Annotated in this window: 15 protein-coding genes and 1 pseudogene; 7 read left to right on the forward strand and 9 right to left on the reverse strand. The window is 53.0% G+C overall.

Annotation, left to right across the window (positions count from 1 at the left end; translation table 11 throughout):
- Nucleotides 1–293, reverse strand: a 293-nt coding sequence (locus Poly41_RS34400) for a hypothetical protein (RefSeq protein WP_197231652.1), incomplete at its 3' end; no start/stop codon positions are given.
- Nucleotides 294–377: 84 nt separating this feature from the next.
- Between Poly41_RS34400 and Poly41_RS26425 the strand changes: the two genes are divergently transcribed.
- The gene (locus tag Poly41_RS26425) at nucleotides 378–944 is read left to right on the forward strand and encodes a hypothetical protein (RefSeq protein ID WP_146530362.1); all 567 of its coding nucleotides are present in this window, start codon (nucleotides 378–380) and stop codon (nucleotides 942–944) included.
- A gap of 175 nt (nucleotides 945–1,119) precedes the next feature.
- Here Poly41_RS26425 and Poly41_RS26430 read toward each other — a convergent pair whose 3' ends face one another.
- A complete protein-coding gene (locus Poly41_RS26430; protein WP_146530363.1) occupies nucleotides 1,120–2,442 on the reverse strand; it encodes a hypothetical protein in 1,323 nt (440 codons plus the stop codon).
- A gap of 405 nt (nucleotides 2,443–2,847) precedes the next feature.
- Nucleotides 2,848–3,024, reverse strand: coding sequence for a hypothetical protein (locus Poly41_RS26435; RefSeq protein ID WP_456237826.1), 177 nt, complete (start codon nucleotides 3,022–3,024; stop codon nucleotides 2,848–2,850).
- 442 nt (nucleotides 3,025–3,466) lie between these two features.
- Here Poly41_RS26435 and Poly41_RS26440 point away from each other — a divergent pair, with 442 nt between their 5' ends.
- Nucleotides 3,467–4,888, forward strand: a complete 1,422-nt coding sequence (locus tag Poly41_RS26440; RefSeq protein WP_197231653.1) for a hypothetical protein — start codon at nucleotides 3,467–3,469, stop codon at nucleotides 4,886–4,888.
- Between the two features lie 147 nt (nucleotides 4,889–5,035).
- On the opposite strand, the gene Poly41_RS26445 is transcribed toward Poly41_RS26440, so the two are convergent.
- From Poly41_RS26445 to Poly41_RS26465, 5 genes are all read right to left on the reverse strand, one after another.
- Entirely contained in the window at nucleotides 5,036–7,204 is a 2,169-nt protein-coding gene (locus tag Poly41_RS26445) for a polysaccharide lyase family 8 super-sandwich domain-containing protein (RefSeq protein WP_146530418.1), read from the reverse strand.
- A 624-nt stretch (nucleotides 7,205–7,828) separates the two neighbouring features.
- A complete protein-coding gene (locus tag Poly41_RS26450; protein ID WP_146530366.1) occupies nucleotides 7,829–8,275 on the reverse strand; it encodes a calcium-binding protein in 447 nt (148 codons plus the stop codon).
- 92 nt (nucleotides 8,276–8,367) lie between these two features.
- On the reverse strand, nucleotides 8,368–9,069 hold the full coding sequence (locus tag Poly41_RS26455; RefSeq protein ID WP_146530367.1) for a calcium-binding protein: 702 nt from the start codon (nucleotides 9,067–9,069) through the stop codon (nucleotides 8,368–8,370).
- Nucleotides 9,070–9,109: 40 nt separating this feature from the next.
- A complete protein-coding gene (locus tag Poly41_RS26460; protein WP_146530368.1) occupies nucleotides 9,110–9,553 on the reverse strand; it encodes a GNAT family protein in 444 nt (147 codons plus the stop codon).
- 70 nt (nucleotides 9,554–9,623) lie between these two features.
- A complete protein-coding gene (locus Poly41_RS26465) occupies nucleotides 9,624–10,394 on the reverse strand; it encodes an acyl carrier protein (protein ID WP_146530369.1) in 771 nt (256 codons plus the stop codon).
- Nucleotides 10,395–10,656: 262 nt separating this feature from the next.
- On the opposite strand from Poly41_RS26465, the gene Poly41_RS26470 reads away from it, so the two are divergent.
- The 4 genes and pseudogenes from Poly41_RS26470 to Poly41_RS26485 all read left to right on the forward strand — a co-directional run.
- Entirely contained in the window at nucleotides 10,657–12,927 is a 2,271-nt protein-coding gene (locus Poly41_RS26470) for a S46 family peptidase (protein WP_146530370.1), read from the forward strand.
- 557 nt (nucleotides 12,928–13,484) lie between these two features.
- A complete protein-coding gene (locus Poly41_RS26475; RefSeq protein ID WP_146530371.1) occupies nucleotides 13,485–14,762 on the forward strand; it encodes an outer membrane protein assembly factor BamB family protein in 1,278 nt (425 codons plus the stop codon).
- A gap of 49 nt (nucleotides 14,763–14,811) precedes the next feature.
- Complete coding sequence (locus Poly41_RS26480) at nucleotides 14,812–15,561, forward strand: sulfatase-like hydrolase/transferase (RefSeq protein ID WP_231615958.1); 750 nt, start codon at nucleotides 14,812–14,814, stop codon at nucleotides 15,559–15,561.
- 42 nt (nucleotides 15,562–15,603) lie between these two features.
- Nucleotides 15,604–15,714, forward strand: a pseudogene (locus Poly41_RS26485) (transposase); the annotation flags it as partial.
- A 99-nt stretch (nucleotides 15,715–15,813) separates the two neighbouring features.
- Here the strand turns inward: Poly41_RS26485 and Poly41_RS26490 are convergent.
- Nucleotides 15,814–16,218, reverse strand: a complete 405-nt coding sequence (locus tag Poly41_RS26490) for an NIPSNAP family protein (RefSeq protein WP_146530372.1) — start codon at nucleotides 16,216–16,218, stop codon at nucleotides 15,814–15,816.
- 524 nt (nucleotides 16,219–16,742) lie between these two features.
- Here Poly41_RS26490 and Poly41_RS26495 point away from each other — a divergent pair.
- On the forward strand, nucleotides 16,743–18,116 hold the full coding sequence (locus Poly41_RS26495; protein ID WP_146530373.1) for a tetratricopeptide repeat protein: 1,374 nt from the start codon (nucleotides 16,743–16,745) through the stop codon (nucleotides 18,114–18,116).
- Nucleotides 18,117–18,233 lie beyond the last annotated feature (117 nt).

Here is an 18,233-nt window from a genome sequence, read left to right on the forward strand (position 1 = left end):
TAGACTTGGCGTTCTTCTGGGTTCTTGGCGATCATTTCTAACACTCCTACGGCTTCGGTGAACACGGCACCTGGCAACCGGCGGGCCAGTTGCTCGGCGGTTTGGTTTGCCGCCTCACGGAAAAAATACAACCACTGCTCGATCGGATCGATGATAGGCTTATTATCGCCTGGAATCACGTACTTGCAAAACGACAACAACGGTCTTATGACCATCGACTGCGCCATTACATCCACGATACGGGAGACCTGCTTACAGCCAAGAAACTGGGCGTTCCCCGTTCGACCATTCATGGCTGGCGCCACCATAACTGTGGACCAGTCGTTTCACACGTCCAGCCTTCGGAAACCGATGGCCAAACATCCGAAATCGCCAGCTTGAAACGACAAAACGAAGTTCTACGAGCTTGGTTGCGAGTGGCATTGATCCTGTTCAAACTAACCGCGTTTTCGTTTGAGCGACAAAGACTGCCTGATGGAATGAACAAGTCGCGGCTTCTGCGTGCAATTGATCGATCCAGCAAAGCGATTCCACTGACACGAATTCTCCAAACCATCGGGCTTTCGTCATCCCGTTATCATGCATGGCGAAATCGGATGCCTTGCGAGCTGACCGATTATTCATCGTGTCCCAAAAGCCACCCGACACAAACCTCTTCAACGGAAATCGCAACCAGCCGAAATATGGCAACGTCGGACGACTACCGAGACGTTCCAACAAGTACACTGTCTCGATTGGCCCAACGATTGGGCAAGGTCTATGCATCAACCAGCGTTTGGTACCGGCTCATGCGCCAGTACAATTGGCGTCGTCCACGAAAACATGTGCATCCGCCAAAGCCGAAGATTGGAATCCGCGCTGTGTCGCCGAAAGAACTCTGGCACATGGATGCGACTTTGATTCGATTGCTTGACGGAAGTAAGATCTACCTACAATCCGACTGACGGTCAAGTCGAGCACGGCTGCCCGCAGTTTTCCCGAGATCCGCCCTCCGCGCCGAGAACTCGAACAAAAAGTCCATAATGTTTTGACAAACAGCAGGGTTCGGGGAGGGTCAAACTGCCTCGGTCAATATGACCAATGAGGCAGTCGTGTAAGCGGATTACCGACATCGAGCGACTACTTCGTAACGGCAACACCGGGTGTTCGGGAATGCGCGTGCTGCGGGAAGTCGAAGGTCAACACGAGCGATTCAGTTCCCGTGTTCTCGATTTCCACACCGCCACTGGCAAGTGCGGCCTGAGTGATGAATCCGATCTCGGAATAGATCTCGCCGAGAACCATATCCTGGTGATATCGCACTGCGAGCTTTCCAACACGGCCGCTTCCGCCATTCGTGTGGAACAGCGCGGGACTCTCCGGGCAGAAAGTCGTCCTGCCGCCAGGCTCCAAGGTGAGACGGAGAATTGAGCACTTCTGGTCGCCGAGGAAATCACCGTAGACGATCCACTTTGCGTCTACGCCGTCGCCTGCGAATTCTTCGGCGGTGATTGCCGGACGCGAATTCTTCAGGACGAATTCCGGGTCCTGATTCGCTTCGAAGTCGAACTTTTCAACCAGGTAATCCCAGTCTTCGTGCCGGTCCTTCGGATAGTCCTCTTCCCTGCAGGCGTAGAACGCATCCGCTGCTCCGATACGCCCGTCAAGCGTGAGGTCCTCGGCCAGGAAGTGTTCATCCATCGTGACATGCAGCTCGTGCGTGCAAAGGTCCGTCGGCGAATGCAGCACACCATTCGGCATCACAAAGCCGTTATCGAGTTGCATCATTACGTGCGGCGACAAATGCCGAACCCCGTTATACTCGCCCTGGCCGAAACGCTTCATGCAGGCAAGAAACTGGTCCTTCGTCACGAACGGGTACAACCCCATTGCCGTGGTGTGATAATGCGACGGACTGACTCCGGGATTGTCGAAAGAATTGATGTCATAGACTTCCCACTTTGACCAGTGTAGATGGTGTGGAATCGGATTCAGATTATCGAACTTCTTTGACACAATCGGCCAAGTCGGCTCGCCGAACAGCGATTTCGAAAAGGCCGTCATCTTCTCACCCATGACAACTTCCGGATTGGCGACGATCAAATCCTGCAGCGAGATGACTTGCCCATTCGGAGTGAGGACGTGCGATTCACCTTCGCGAAACGGTGCCTTCTTCGTGCGTGTATCAACGACACCCGTCACGATAGGAACCGTGCAGCACATCCAGACTTCATCGAGCCCCGTACCGTTCATGTAGTCCGGATAGTACGATTGCTCATCAAGGCGAAGGCGTTTCCCTGGCGTACAAAATGTTCTGCCGGCGTAACGGTGCAATAGTTGCAACACCCCGTCGTGACTGTTAAGGCAGTCATCAAGGATCGAAGCCGATCCTCCGCCGGTTCCGTCGATTACATCTTGTTTTGGGTACTCGTGCAGTTTGTCCGCGAGAATTGACGAAGCCATGAGTGATGCACCTCAATGAGTCTGAAGAAGTATGTCGGTTCCAAGGAACGTTCTGGAGTGATAATTGGAATTTCCAATTTGCTGCAACACAACGAGGCGGGCTAAGGACCGAATTCTCCGAGGTGCTGGCAGAGCGTGAAGTGTATAATAAAGAGGAGCCGGAGGGAATGGACCTGGAGTCTCTCAAGCTCGCAAAGGACTACCTCACCGAGGGAAGTGGGTGGGCAACGTTCGCCATCGTGCGATTAAAAGTTCGGCAAGTCCAGGGACAATCGGCGTTGCAGAGTATTGGTACGCTGAGCGTCGTGTACGGGGAGACTGAGTTCAGGGGAGAGCAAAGGAAAGCCTTTCTCGAAGGAACCCCTGAATCACGAGCAAACCGGATGCCTCCTACTCATTCATTCCCTAATCCCGCAGCACAATGGTGGCGATCAACAGCAGCCCGTTTTCACTGCGGCAAAGCAGCGGTGGCTTGGTAGGGATCGGCTGTGTCGGCCAAGCCTGCTCGCCGACCAAATCGGATTGAGGAACCGGTCGCTCTTCGATAGGCCAAAGTGGTTCACCCGTGACGCGGTCGAACACATACAGCAACGCCCGTAGCCGTTTCGAGAGCGATTACCTTACGAGTTGCAATCGGCGTCCTGGCCGTGGGCCGCGCTGAACCAGAAGCAACTTACGGCAATCAGGGAGATTTTGCAGGATGCATTCATGTGAAGCAAGAAAAAAGGAGTGAGTTAGGGGCCCGTCGATTCACATCTGCCGATTCCCAGTGGACTCAGTTCGCTCCACAGTTGAAGTCGCTCAGCCGACTGTCGAGGGGGAATAGGTGGCGCGAGCTACTTGAGTATGACACTGGAAGCAAATGAAAGGGAGGCGGTGTCACTGGGTCCGCTCTCCATTGGGACTGAAATACCGGTTGGATTACTCCGGCCCTGTCCCTTGGAATCCAAGAAAAAACGTTGTTTTGCGGATCGTCCCCCAGTTCTTTAACTATGCTAGGCTGCTCCCCCTGATGGAATGCCACATGATAGCTGACTCTGACATCGAACCAGAAACAGCTTCGTCGTCCGCAGCAACGCCGACGATGGAGGACCTTTACAATCGTGGACGCCTGCTTCCGCTGTATCTTTGTCCGTTCGAGACATTTCTTCGCGCCGATAGCCACGCCGACTACCCGATGGCATTTGTCGTTGTGATGCGTTTCACCGGCCAGCTTAAGAAACAAGAATTTCTAACGGCATTGAAAGGATCAATGGACCGACATCGGATCCTCCAATGCGTTGTGGGCAAAGGCAAAAAGGATCGATTGAGTTGGATTCACAAAAAGGACTTGGAGGTAGAAGTCGTTTGGCTTCGCGATGGCGAGACCATTCAATGCCGGCCTGAATTTGATGATTCCAAAGAGGCAGGTGTGCGAGTGTGGGTTGATCAAGGCGAGGAACAAGTGGAAGTCACCTTCTACTTCAACCACGTTTCGGTTGACGGTGTCGGCGCGCACATCTTCATCGGCGATCTATTCGCGATCTACGCTAACGAAGTTAACGGCCCTGGAACGGCACAACTTGGGGAACTTGATCCATCCCTGTTGAAGAATCGCGGTTACCGTCAACGCTACGCGAACTTGGAAAACACTCATTCCCGGACTGCTTGGGGATCAATCAAGTACGGAATCAAAACCGCATTGTTGGCGCGCAGCCAACCCTTGGGGATCCCGAAGCCAGACGATTCAGCTCCGCAGTCGTCGATTCCATACTTGCGGGTGTTCGAAGAGACCTTGTCTTGCGACGAGCATAAGAAGCTGCGTGATGTTGCGATTCAGTTTGGTGCCACGGTAAACGACATTCTGTCGGCGGAATCATTTAAGCTATTTTGCGACTGGAACCTCCAAAGCAAGCCACGCAGTCACAAACGTGCGTTTCGAATTGTGTTGCCGACCAATCTCCGGGGTCGGGGGGATGATTTGATGCCAGCGGTGAATATGACGAGCTACACGTTCCTGATCCGTAAACCGGATCAGTGCAATGATCGGATAACGCTGCTCAAAAGCGTGCGTGAAGAAACGGCCAAAATCAAGAACAAGGCACTCGGGACCGAGTTCATCGAAGCGGTCAGTCGTGCCGCGAGCACGCGTTGGGTGCTTCCCTTAGCGACCAAGTTGCGTGCCAGATTGGGAACGATCGTTTTGACGAACGTCGGTGACCCGACGCGGCGCTACACTTGTCGAATTCCACGCAAGAAGGGTGCCTTGATCGCTGGCAACTTGGAGTTGGATGCCTGTTACGGTTGCCCACCTCTACGAAAGCACACTCGCGCCACCATCGCCATTACGACTTACAAACGCAAACTTACCGTCAGCCTCCGCTGCGATCCGTCGCTGTACAAACAAGAGCACGCGGAGAAGATGTTGCGAATGTTCATGGATGGACTGCGCAGCTGGATCGAGTAGTTTCACACGGCCGTGGCTGTTCAGCCGTCGCCTGTGATTTCGGCATTACGTCCGTCGCGCGAACAGGCTCCTAATCGCGAATTCGTCTGCGTGGCTTGAAATTGTGACTCGGGCAATTTCGTTGCAAAAGGCATCAGTGTACGCGAATCAACGATCACTGGCATGCAATTCGATGGTCACGCTTTTGCCGGCATTAACTCCCAGAGGCAGGTCGATTTCGAGAACCGTTGAGTTGTCGTCTGGTGAAGCCGAGCATCCTTCGTCAGAAACACCATAGATGCCGGGGATTTCAACATTGATCTTGGGGAGTTTCCGCAAGGGATCAGCCACGGTCACGTTCGAAATGCGATCGCCCTGATAGGTAAGTAAAATGATCCCAGGGCTATCTATTTTGACGTCCTGGTCCGATGCGAACTCTAACTTGCCGGCACTGTAGAACACAAATTGGCAAATTCCAAGTTTCGTGTTCCTTACGGCTTGGATAGCCTTGCTGTTTGCCAGGATTTCGATGCCACGATTGTCTGTGCTGCTAGTGGCAAGTTCTTCATCGCTGATACTCGGTACTACAATGTAAGCGTACGATTCGCTGCTTGGTCGCCGTCCATGATCGAAATAGAGCTTGAAGACATCCTTTTGAACGAGTTCATCGGAGACGAACGTCTGGTCCGTGATATCCGACCAGCGGCCTTCTTCCGTCTGATTGGAAATTCGCAAAGTCGTCGGTTTCGGAAGCAAGTAACCGATACGGTCGTGATGCACCCACTTCACCGCATCCAGTTTGCGATCACCTGCCGGCAGGACCGATTGTTCTCCAGCACACATCACAGCAACATCGCCACGAAGCAACGCTTGATTGATCGTGGTGACAACCAGAAGCTCGGAATCAGAGCGAATTCCTGCCCCCAGGCAAACGTAGTCATCTTCGAAGAAAAACCATGCTTTCCTAGCGGCCACTTTGTCATGGGGGCTGATGAAATCGAAGCCAACGGCTCCGTAAAATCCATCGGTTGCGGCGCCGACAAAATCGGTCAGACCGGCTTTCTGGATTATATTGGGAGGATGCAGCTTCGGTTTCTGCAGAATCGTTGTGCCCGAAATCTTCTGCCAGTCGTAAACGGGCCAGATGTTGTGGTACTCGTCGCCATTGAGCATCACATAGTTGGTACCATCGGCGCGATGATGAGTCGGTTTGCCAGGTCCGTTGTACGGTATCTCCATGTTTCTGTTACGCGTGGAGAACATCCGCACGGTGGTATAGAAATCCGGTCGCTGAACTACGAAGTGTTCCGTCTGCCAAAAAAACTTACTGAACGATTTTGTCGGTTTCGCTTGCCCCCTTCTTAGCTGAATGATCTCTTCCAGTTCATCCTTGCGATAGTCTGTGCTGAGCAGCAAACGTTCGATCTCAGGGATCCCTTGCGGTTCAAATGTAGCCTCGTGCGTGATGCTTCGATTTTTCACGCTCACGTCGGTGTAGACGCCATAGACCAACTGCTTGTAAACGCCGTCTAAGTAGTAATTCACTAAGTGGTCAATCTTCTGCTTGGAAAAAGCGTACTTCGTACCGGCCACGTAATAGGACCACTCGCCGAAGACGTTGGCATACTTTCCATAACCATACGAAGTTGTGTTGTTCACCCGGTCTGTGCGGTGATGAAAACTGTAGTCATGTTGCATGCCTCGTTCGCCCGTGCTGAATTTTACTTCGCCCTCGATAATCCGAATGATCTCTTCAAAGTTTTCGTTGTCGCGAAGGAACAACGCGTTCTTGGCAACGATCCCTGCGATCACGATGCGATCACCACTGGGGCGGGCACCTGACGCTCCCATATGGGCTCTGTTGATCATCGGTTGGCATCGAGTGACCAGATCTTCTGGCAAGTCGTCTCCGATTAACAGCATCAGATTAACCAGGTTCGACGGCGTCGTGATTTGGTTGTCGTGCCAATTGTCGCCCACATAGTCTTTCTCTACCCAGTGCCTGACGCCTCTGGTGATCTCTTCCTTCAGCTTTTCGCTGTGGAAATGTACTGATGCTTTGTTGTGGTAGGCTTTCGCAAGATGCACTAGGTTGTATGTGTGGTGCCGGTGAGGGAAGCCGCCAACTCTTGTTAAGTCGGCATAGTCAATGCCCTGAAAGCTACCGTCCTCCTGCATCATCGCGACGATGTCTTCCACCTGCCTGTCATCGATACGACTCTTCAGCAGTTCCGCAACGACACGTTCTTTGATGACTGAAAAAACATCAGAACTTGCATGCTGTCCCCAGCAAACGGCCGCTAAGCCCACGATTGAGAATAACAGGATCGATGGCATCTTTATCAAGATTTGGCTCCGTAATCGGGTTTCATGATAGATTGACGACGGCGTTGCGTTCATGTCCTCTCACACAAACAAACGTAGCAGAGAATGCAATGACTCAGCATCGTCACACTGCCTTACTCTAAAGGATAACATGAGGTACATGTCGTCTTTCGATCCTACGACGGATTTTTCGTTGGAGTGGTAGGCATTAGCCGATTGCGTGCTGGACCCTTGTTGAATCGGCTAAAGCCTACGACTCCAATGTGCGCAGTCTGTTTTTTACTCAATCGGTGTAAGCTGGCGGTACCTGGTACAAGTGAGTGGTGTACGCCGAGGATTGAGTTTTTCGGGACGTTCGAAAAACAACTTTGGTATCTGAGAAGTGGCGTTCGCTTTCAGCTAGCGATATCGGTAACGCAAGCTGGAAACTCGCGCCACTTCTACTTCTTCTTCTTCTTACGTTCCTCGCGGCCTGAGTGCACCAAACAACCTCTCCCCCTTCGGGGGGGCGAAGCGAGGGGGAGGGTTCACGGTTTGGGCTTTCGTTGTTCTTGACCCGTATTCGTCCGTTGGCAATCCAACACGCTCGAGATTCCGCCCTGACGTTTCTTGAATTCGTATTTCAATCCAAGCTGACTATGGACGTGTGGACATGAAGGGTGTGGAAATGATCGACGTAAAGGCCTGCGGTGTCCAGAAAAGCACTTCGACGTCGAATTGAGGATTGAAGTCGTCATAGTACACGTCGCGTTGAATCGGAATCAGGTTCCGTGACCACGAGGACACCATCCCTGGGTTGGCGAAGATGTCGGCGCCGGATTGCCCGGCGATGACCCATTCGTATTCGCCGGTTCCAGCTTTTAAGTAGTCATTTTCAGTGCCGCCATAGAGATAGTCGGAACCGCTGCCACCAAACAGGTCGTCGTCACCGCTGCGACCGGCGATAAAGTCGTCGCCTTTGCCGCCATGCAGTTCGTCGTCTGACCAGCCACCCAAGAACCGCTCCGAATCTCTCAGGGAAACAATTTCAGCGTTCTTGGCGTTCCTTCGCCGGTATCCTGCTGGATGCTCATGTCGGCCCATCGGCGTTACAGCGGTGTGAACTGAGCCAGAATGGTCGAGGCGAAACGAAAACATTCCGGTATGCATTTGTCGATTCTTCAATGAATGCGCAATCACTTGCGGTTCAGGTTGATGATTTCATCGTTCCAGCTTTGATAGTCGGCAATCATGTCTTCCGAAGACGTGGTAGAGATCGGTGAACCTCCGAAGCGGGAAAACCGGGTTAGCTGTCGAATGATCCTGTGATATTGGATGAAGTCATCGTTGCCGCTGTCGCCGTATAAGACGTCCCGCTCGCCATCATATCCTCCGTTTAGACGATCGTTTCCGCCGCGACCGCGGAGGACATCGAGTCCAGCGTTTCCTTGAAGAATGTCATTTTGACTTCCGCCGTTGAGAGTATCGTCTCCGCCTCCGCCACTTAACATGAGTGTCATTGGCAGGCTTGGATCCGTCAGCACAATGTCGTCACCGCCAAGACAGGCGATGCCGATCGCATTCACGTCCTCTCCGTCAATTTCAAACGTCTCATGCGTGCTCGCCAACATCTCGAGCAGATTCCAATCAAGCGTGTTGGGGACTTCGTCAAAAATGCTCGGATTGAACATGAAGATTTCGATGTCGATGTCACCGTTGGCATCTTCGTTGATCCGAACCAGGTCGTGTGACTCATCCAAAGTCACCATCGCGATGGGGCCAAGTTCGTTCTCAAACTCGGTAACGTCAAGATCAAACGCCTGGGCAGCACTTTGAATTACGAATCCGGAAAGGAAAAGGACGGCGATGGTCAGACGGGATTGAATTGTGGGTAACATTTCTTGGCTTTCTTGGCAGTAGTGTTGTTTGACTACCTCGCTAAGCGATGAAGAATGGTTTGGCGGTAATGCTGGCTTCAGTCGTAATGCAATCGATGTTGAGTTCTTCTGCTCGACGAATAAGCTCCTCGAGTAGCATCGAAGCGATGCCAAGTCTAGCGGTCATGCTACGGAAGCCAAAAATAGGCGTTCGCTTCTCCTGAACGTCGTGAAAGTCCGACCATGGAATCGGTAGGGGCGGATGACCGGCGCGAAACGGTAAAAGCACTGACATCAGCAAGCCACGCTCCGAGACGCCCAGAGTAAGGCACGAATTGAAATCCACTCCTCCGATCTTTCCAGATTGACAATAGAAAAACTTGCACTCTATTCTTGCATCGTGTCGGTATCTTTCAGCGAGACGCGACCAACCGCTCAAAAACGCGATCAGCAAAGATATGCCGCACCACATCAGTGGAAACAGGACAATGAAAAGCAGAATCATGATTGCGGGAATCAAGTTGTCGTGCCGGCTGGAGGAACTCGTTGATCAATCTCTCTGACGAAACGGAGTATCAATTCATTCCCAAATCATAGACGAAGTTGGCGGTGGGCGTGACCGCTTCTTTCTTGACGCCAAGTTGCTCGACGATGATCACTTGCAGCACATTCCAAATGTCGGTCGCGTTCCACGAGTTGTGTTGCTCAGAGATCTTTGCGTAATTGAGAGCAACGATTTGGGTGACGGGTCTTCGGTAGTCAGTGTAGGTTTTGGCAGGAAATAGCTGGAAGGGTTTTGTAACGGCTGCGAGAACCAAACCCACAAAAACAATCGTCAATAATCCGAGGAAAGCACCAAGGCCCGATGCATTGTCGGCGGCGAATGTGGCGTAACAGAACCAGGCCGCCGTTGCGGTAAGCAGAATCGATGTCAGCGTCATCCAATACGGCCTTTGGAGTGGCGGCATTCTAAGATCCAATTCGTGCCCAAGTCTCGCCCACAATCGCTGGCGTCCTCTCAGCGGCAACGTGTCGGCGATTCTCCACGATGGGCGAATGCTTTGTGCATCAGTGACGTGGGGAATCAAATGCCGACGCAGCAAATGGAAGGTCGCTGCTGTCACGCAAACGCTGTGATCGCGAGTGATGTCTTTCGTCAAATCGAGAACGATTGCGTAAAGGTCACCAACGGTTCGTACATTAACCGCTCGGTCCTCAGGGATCGTAATCTCAAATGACTCCTCGACTTCCATCACGATTTCAACTGCATCAAGACCCATCTTTGTCTTCCAATCCACATGCTCGCGTCGGTCGCGATTGCGTCGACGCACTATTTGGCTGCTCATCGCTCTACTGCCACCGCCAGTATACGCCGGGCGCTCCAGGTTAGCTGAGATCAACGGATGTCGGTTGCTTGAAGCCGGTTTTCTCGGTCTCGACTGGTCGGCCGAGCCTTTTGACCGGCCGTGGCATCAGCACGGCGATCATTTGCGAGCTTTCGATCCAACAATCGATGGCGATGACGGCGTCGCACCATCAGTTATCATACGACAGTCGTTTTTCTCACAGTCAATCTATTTCCTCCCAGCTCTCAAAACAGCTTGCATCATGTCTCGCACATTAAAAAGCTTCGCCAAACACGACCAATCGACCGCCCCGAACGGACAACGGCAAGTGCAGCGAACGCACAGCGAATCCGCTCTCAAATTCGTCCACAAACGTTGTCGCCGCAATGGGGTTCTGACGCTCTTGGCGGTGTGCCTGCTGTGCAACATCACTCTCGGCGAAGAAGGCATGTATCCGATGAGCGAGCTGCAGCGACTCGACTTGAAAGGGCGCGGTATCGAATTAACGGCCGCGGAACTGTTCAATCCAAATTCGATTAGCTTGGTGGACGGCGTTTGCCGCGTGAACGGCTGCACCGGCTCGTTTGTATCGCCTGAGGGCTTGATTATCACCAATCATCATTGCGCCTACGGTGCGATCCAGAAGGCGAGCACCGCCGAACATGACTACTTAGAAGACGGTTTTCGAGCGGACTCGCGAGACGAAGAAATCCCGGCACCCGACTACACGGTCCGCGTAACCGAAGACTACCGCGATGTGTCCGGCGAGGTGTTGCGCGTGGTGACGGCCAACATGGACTTCTTGCAGCGCACGCAGGCCATCGAAAAACGCTGCAAGGAATTGGAAGCGGCAGCCGAGGCCGAAGAGCCGAAGCTACGAGCCGAGGTGGCGGAGATGTTCGTCGGCAAGACGTACGTGCTCTTTCTATACACGTATCTGAAGGACATTCGACTTGTCTTCGCGCCGCCACAATCGATTGGCAACTTCGGCGGCGAAGACGACAACTGGATGTGGCCCCGACACACGGGCGACTTTTCGTTTATGCGAGCTTATACGGCGCCCGACGGCAGCAGTGCGACGTACTCGCTGGAAAATGTACCTTATCGCCCCAAGCGATCGATTCAAGTCTCGGCCGAAGGCGTGGAGGAAAACGACGCCGTGTTCCTGCTCGGCTACCCGGGTCGTACCGCGCGGCACAAGACGGCTGCGTTTCTGAACTACGAACAGAATACGCGACTGCCGACCATCGTTGAACTTTACAACTGGCAGATTGATGTGATGACCGAAGCCGGCAGACAGGACCGTGGTGTCGAAATTCAACACGCATCGCGTATTCGCTCCCTAGCCAACACGGAAAAACGTTCTCGCGGGCAGCTGCAAGGCCTTTTGCGGGCCGACATCGCGGCCACACGGGCAGCCGAGGAAACGAAGCTGCAAACGTACATCGAGCAGGACGCTCAGCGAAAACAGACGTATGGACATCTACTGAGCGAGATCGCGTCGGTTTACGATGAAATCGAACAAGCAGCGACACGAGAGATTCTGCTCAGCCAACTCCGCTCGGGCAGCCGGATGGGTGCGGTCGCTTACTTTCTTTTCGACGCAGCAGTCGAGCGAACCAAGCCGGACCTGGAACGCGAAAGCGAGTACATGGATCGCAATTGGCAGCAATCGACGCAGACCTTGCTGACTTCGCTGCAAGATATCCATCAACCGACCGAAGCAATCATCTTGGCTGGCCTGCTCGAACGACTGAAGGCCATCAACGCGAATCAACAAATCCCGGCGTTAGCGGAATCGTTGGCCGACCAAACGGACCTGTTGGCGCTGGCCACTCGCCTGACCCAGCAGAGTCGTTTGAATGATCGCCAGTTCGTGCAATCGTTGCTCGATTCGACGCCAGAACAGCTGCAGCAAACCGACGATCCCATGTTAAGCTTTATCGTCAAACTCCATCCGCTGTTCGACGAGATTCGACGCCAGGATAAAGTTCGAGAGGGCAAGCTAAGCGAACTCTACGGTTCGCTCGTCGATGTCAAACAACAGTACTTGTCGGCCGATTTTGTGCCCGATGCCAACGCGACGCTCCGCTTTACCTGCGGCTACGTCCGTCGCTACTCGCCCGAAGACGCGGTCGTCAAATTGCCAATCACGACGCTGAGCGGCGTGATCCACAAGACAACTGGTGTTTCGCCATTCATCACACCCGAAGCCGTGTTGACCAAATACGCCCAACAGGACTTTGGGCCGTTCAAGAACGAACAGCTCGGCGATGTACCCGTCGCAATCCTGTACAACACCGACACCACCGGCGGCAATTCGGGCAGCCCGATTTTTAACGCTAGAGGAGAATTGGTGGGGGTCAATTTCGATCGCTGCTTTGAGGCGACCATTAATGATTTTGCTTGGGACGAAAGCTATAGTCGTTCGATCGGCGTCGACATCCGTTATGTGCTGTGGATTACCGGCATCGCTTACGGAGCCAACCACTTGCTGGAAGAAATGAATGTCCCCGTAGCGGTAGCCAACTAGTGGGCCGTCAATGTAATAATTGCGAGTTGGGACGTAGTGGACTTCGCCAGAAGTCCTTAAGAACATTTGAGTTACTGATTTCTGGCGAAATCCACTACCCTAAACTTTCATGCTGACGGTCCACTAGAGTTGCCCCGCTTGTTTTTGAAATCAAGGACGTTCAAACAGCCATAATCAAACAACTCGGTGGCGAGCGTTCGCCGGCAAAGGCTCTGCCAGATTTCCCAAAACAGAGAAGCCGCCGCAATGGAGTTGTGCACAGGGAAGCGGCCTTTCACGATTGTCCAGCTTGACGCGACCGGGTAACTTGGAACGCAGAATCTCGTTCTCCGCCTTCAGCTAGCGAATTTGCTGGGCCAGTTCGCGTGCGCGTCAGCGACGCAAGCAGTGACAGAAGTGGGTGGACAACGTTCGCCATCTTGCGATCAAATGCCTTGCAAATCCAGGGATAATTAGAGTGGCAAAGTAGCAAAGCTCTTTTTGTACCCCGCTCAAGCGTCGAGCGTACGCACGCTGTAAGAATTCCCCGACACAACATTCGATTAGGCTACCATTTCATGCTCCGCACTCTCCTCGCGATGTTGCTGACCGTCACGATTTCTTCCGTACTGGTCGCCGAAGACTGGCGAGGTTGGCGTGGTCCAACCATGGACAATCACACGCCGGAATCAGCCAATAAGGCGATTCCACTCACTTGGTCCGAGTCCAGCAACGTCCTGTGGCGCAGTCCGGTGCCTGGGAGGTGCCATGCGAGCCCCATCGTTGTTCACAAGAGTATCTTCGTGCTCACACATGAACCCGCCACAAAGACAATCTCGTTGTTGCGATACAACCTTGACGATGGCAAGCAGCTCGGTCGTGTGATTCTTCACGAGGGTGTCGAAACACCCGAGTATATGCATAAGAAGAATACGTCTGCTCCGGGAACACCCTCGAGTGACGGCAATGCGGTCTTCGTTGCTGTTCAGGTTAATGACTCGGTACAGGCCAGCGCGGTTTCACTCGACGGAAAAATCCTGTGGCAGGAAACCGTTGCTCCGTATCGCAAGAGCAGCAATTTTTGGTTTGGCTACGGTGCGTCGCCTCTGTTACTTAAAGACTCCCTGGTGGTCGCTGTCGATATGGACAATGACCAGAGTGGGCTGTACGCGTTGGCAAAAGATAGCGGTAAACAAGCTTGGAAGACCCCGCGTCCAAAGGCCGCCAGTTACTCGTCACCGATTCTGGCAACGGTTGACGGTCGACCCCAGATTCTGATCAGTGGCGGTTCCGAAGTTTCGGCCTACGACCCGACCAATGGGAAACCACTTTGGACGGTTCCGGCCACCAGCGATGTCACTTGTGGGACGATCGTCTGGAAGGACTCCATGGTGTTTGCCAGTGGTGGCTTTCCCGACGCAGGCACCTTTGGAATCAAGGTGTCTCACAACAGCGCAGAGGTCGTTTGGCAGAACATGGTCAAGTGCTACGAACAGTCGATGCTTGTCGTCGGTGACTACGTGTATGGAATTGCGAACAACGGTATCGGCTATTGCTGGCGAGCATCGGATGGAGAGCAAATGTGGCGAAAGCGTATCAACGGGCCCCACAGTGCTTCGCCATTGCTGGTTGGTGACCGCATCTACGCGTCTAACGAACGCGGCGAGACATTGGTCTTTCGAGCGACACCCGATGGCTTCAAGGAACTGGCGAACAATCGTCTGGGCGACAATTCGTTCGCGTCACCCATCTACGCCGATGGCAAATTGCTCCTCCGGCACGCGTCCACGGACTCGGGAGAACGAAAAGAGTTCCTTTATGCAGTCAGTAAGACCGCAGACAAAACTCCAAAATGAACGGCGAAGCCTGCTTCACAGTAATCGAGATGGCCCCACGGAAAAGCGAATGATGATGATGACCAATCCTAAATCCTATTTCTTCATTGCAACGGTAGCTGCGCTGAGTGTCTTCTCGGTTGCGTACGGTCAGGAATCAAGAACTGAAGAAAAAACGCCGAACGTCGTTTTGATCATGGCGGATGATCTCGGCTGGAAGGACCTTCATTGCTACGGCAACGACAAACTTGATACGCCCAGTATTGATCGGCTCGCAGAGCAGGGTTTGCTGTTTACGGATGCCTATTCGGCAGCGCCTGTTTGCACGCCGACACGAGCGGCGCTAATGACGGGAGAATCACCGACTTACGCTGCGATGATCGAGGGAATGGATGAATCGATCGGGAAGCTATTGAAGGCAATTGAAGAACAGGGCTTGAATGATAATACGCTGGTAATCTTCACCTCGGATAACGGACCGTTTGCGGCCAATGTCAAGCCGTTGCGGGCGGAGAAGTGCTACCTGTATGAAGGCGGAATCCGAGTTCCCATGATCGTTCGATGGCCCGGTCGTGTGATGCCTTCGACCAGAACCTCAACGCCCGTGATCATCATGGACATTCATGCAACGATTCTTGAAGTCGCAAACCTAAAGACTGACCCCTCCAACACTCCGGATGGGGTCTCTTTGTTGCCGATGCTCAAGGACGAATCGAAATTGGAACGTGAGTCGATCTATTTCCACTATCCCAATTACGCATTTCATAAAGGGAATCGACTGGGAAGCGCGGTTCGATCCGGTGACTTTAAGCTGATTTAGTTCTATGACGACGACTCGATCGAACTCTACAATCTAAAAGAGGACATCAGCGAAGCGACGCTCGGTCGCTGGCAAAGCCAGTACGGCGGCATGAAGAGCGAAGAAGCCAAACGATTGAAATTGCTCGAGGAAGAGAACAATCGGCTACAACAACACCGACACCAAGGGCACCAACATTCTGAAACCTCATGACAGGAAATCCACCCATTCGTTGGACGGAGACTTCAGCTCGACAGGTTGGCCACCGGATTGCTATTTGCTTGGTGTCACCGTGTAGACGATCTCGACTTTTTCGATAAGTCCCTTTTGCTTCAGTTCTGGGTTAAGGACCTTCTTCCATTGGTCGCTTTGATAGAAAGCAGCCCGTTCTTCCGGCATGTTGGCCTTACTCGAAAACTGACGGCTCCATACAAACAGGTTCTCGTCTTCCAAAGTTCGGTAGGCACTGAGGATCTTGATACCGGCCTTTTCCTGCGGCTCGACCAGTTTGTCGTGAAAGAAACGCACCCATTCGTCCATCTTTCCCTCCGCCACTTTGTAAACACGTACTTCAACGATGGGGTCTTCATGGTGGTCCGCCAGAAGTCGGGAAGAGTTGCCAAATATAAGCGTGATGCCTAGAACAAGGAGTGAGACTTTTCGAGTGATAGGTGACATGCTGTGTGTCCTTGGTGGTTAATCCGAGTTCGTATGTTCCGGACGGTGTAGGGTAAACGTATTCAGCCGAGCATTAGACACAACGAAAAGTGGTCTTTCAAGTATTATTTATGGACGTATCTCAGCCGTCGGATTCTCGGTACTCGGCGAGATCCAAACTTGCCGTGATCCCAGGTGAATAAACACGATGAAGTAAAGATCAACTTACCGTTAATCTGCTCCGGTGGAGAGCCAAGTTCTCCGTTTGTGTTAGCCGACAATTTTGTCACGAAACCGAACGCAACGGGTTAACATAAAGCTGTGAACCGAGAGATAGAATTATGACGGTTGAGTTCTGACCGCTTCGCCCGACCGAAAACCCTGTTTCGTCCGCAATCTCATGCAGCCCAACAACTTTCGGTCATCCACGAAACAAAGAACCTGCTTCAACTGAGTTGTGTACAGGGATCGGAGAGTTCAGAATTGGCTTGCACGGACGAATCACGTCGTTCGGAGTTTGCACTGCCTTTATTTAGGAGTCACCGATGTCCCGAAAGAAGCTACCTAAGCGACGTCTTAAACGGAGGGAACGTCCACCGGATCCGCAGACTGAGTTGGAGCGTGCGTTTGGCTTGCATTGCCGAGGTAAGATCGCGGAGGCCGAACTGATTTACTCGCGTCTGTTCGAGTTGGGACGGCCGAGTGCGATCCTCGCTCACCTGCGTGGTCGAACCGCTGTGGAATTGGGAAATCTGGACTTCGCCCTTGAACTGCTCACTCTGGCGACGCGATTGGATTCAGCTTCCGACGAGGCATTCAACGACCTGGGAAATGTCTTGCAGGAACTCGGTCGTCCGGACGAGGCGTGCGCGGCGTACCGCAGAGCGGTTGAGATCAATCCCCATAGCGACATGGCCTGCAAAAACCTGGGCCTTGTCTTGAAGGAATTGGGACGCAGCGAGGAAGCTCGAGAGGTTTTTCAGCAAGCGATTCGGTCGCAACCGAACGACGCAAAGACTTACTTCCATTTGGGCCTGTTGTTCAGAGACCAAGGTGACTTGAAGCAGGCGGCGGCGATGTTCGAAGATGCGATCCGCTTGCGCCCGGAAATGCCAGATGCTCACCAAGCCCTGTGCGCGGTACTGCGACAGGATGGGCGGGACATGGACCTCGAACAAGCTTTCCAACATTGGATTCAATGCGACCCGGACAACCCGGTTGCAGCTCACATGGCTGCTGCGATGAAAGGTATGCAGGTTCCATCGCGAGCCTCCGACGGTTACGTCCAATCCGTGTTTGACGAGTTCGCCGCGACGTTTGACCAACATCTTGCCGAGTTAGAGTACCATTTGCCGGAAAGGATCGGTGAACTTCTATCGAGGGTCTATCAAGACCGGTCACAAAACTTGACAGTCCTGGACGCTGGCTGCGGCACTGGATTGTGCGGTGTCATCCTACGTCCTTGGGCTCGGTGTTTGGATGGTGTGGATCTTTCTTCCCGGATGATCGAACAGGCCAAGGAGAAGCTGATTTATGACCATTTGGTCAAAGCTGAATTGGGCGAGTTCTTGGCCGAACGGTTGTCCCAGTACGACCTGATCATCGCGGCGGATACACTCAACTATTTCGGTGACTTATTGCCCGTGTTGCTGGCAGCTCATGCAGCTCTTAAGACGGACGGACGCTTGCTGTTCTCGCTGGAATCGCATCCCGCGGCCGGAGAACCGTTCCGGCTGAACCCGAATGGAAGGTACTCGCACAGCCCCGGCCATGTGCTCAAGTTGCTGCAGGCCAGCGGTTACGAACTAGAAGCCAGCAATGAAGTTATCCTGCGACAAGAAGCTCATGCACCCGTACTCGGTCTGTTGATTCTGGTGCGTCGTTCGAGCAATTCGGCATTGACTGTTGAAATGCGATGAAGCAACTTCACCCTATCGATTGGGAGTTGAGTAGAACGTCTCGTTCTCAGCGACCTTCGTATCTCGCACAATTGGAGAAATGATTGTGCTCATATTGGTTTCCACTTTGCAGAACGC

This window comes from Novipirellula artificiosorum (assembly GCF_007860135.1).
Classification (GTDB): domain Bacteria; phylum Planctomycetota; class Planctomycetia; order Pirellulales; family Pirellulaceae; genus Novipirellula_A; species Novipirellula_A artificiosorum.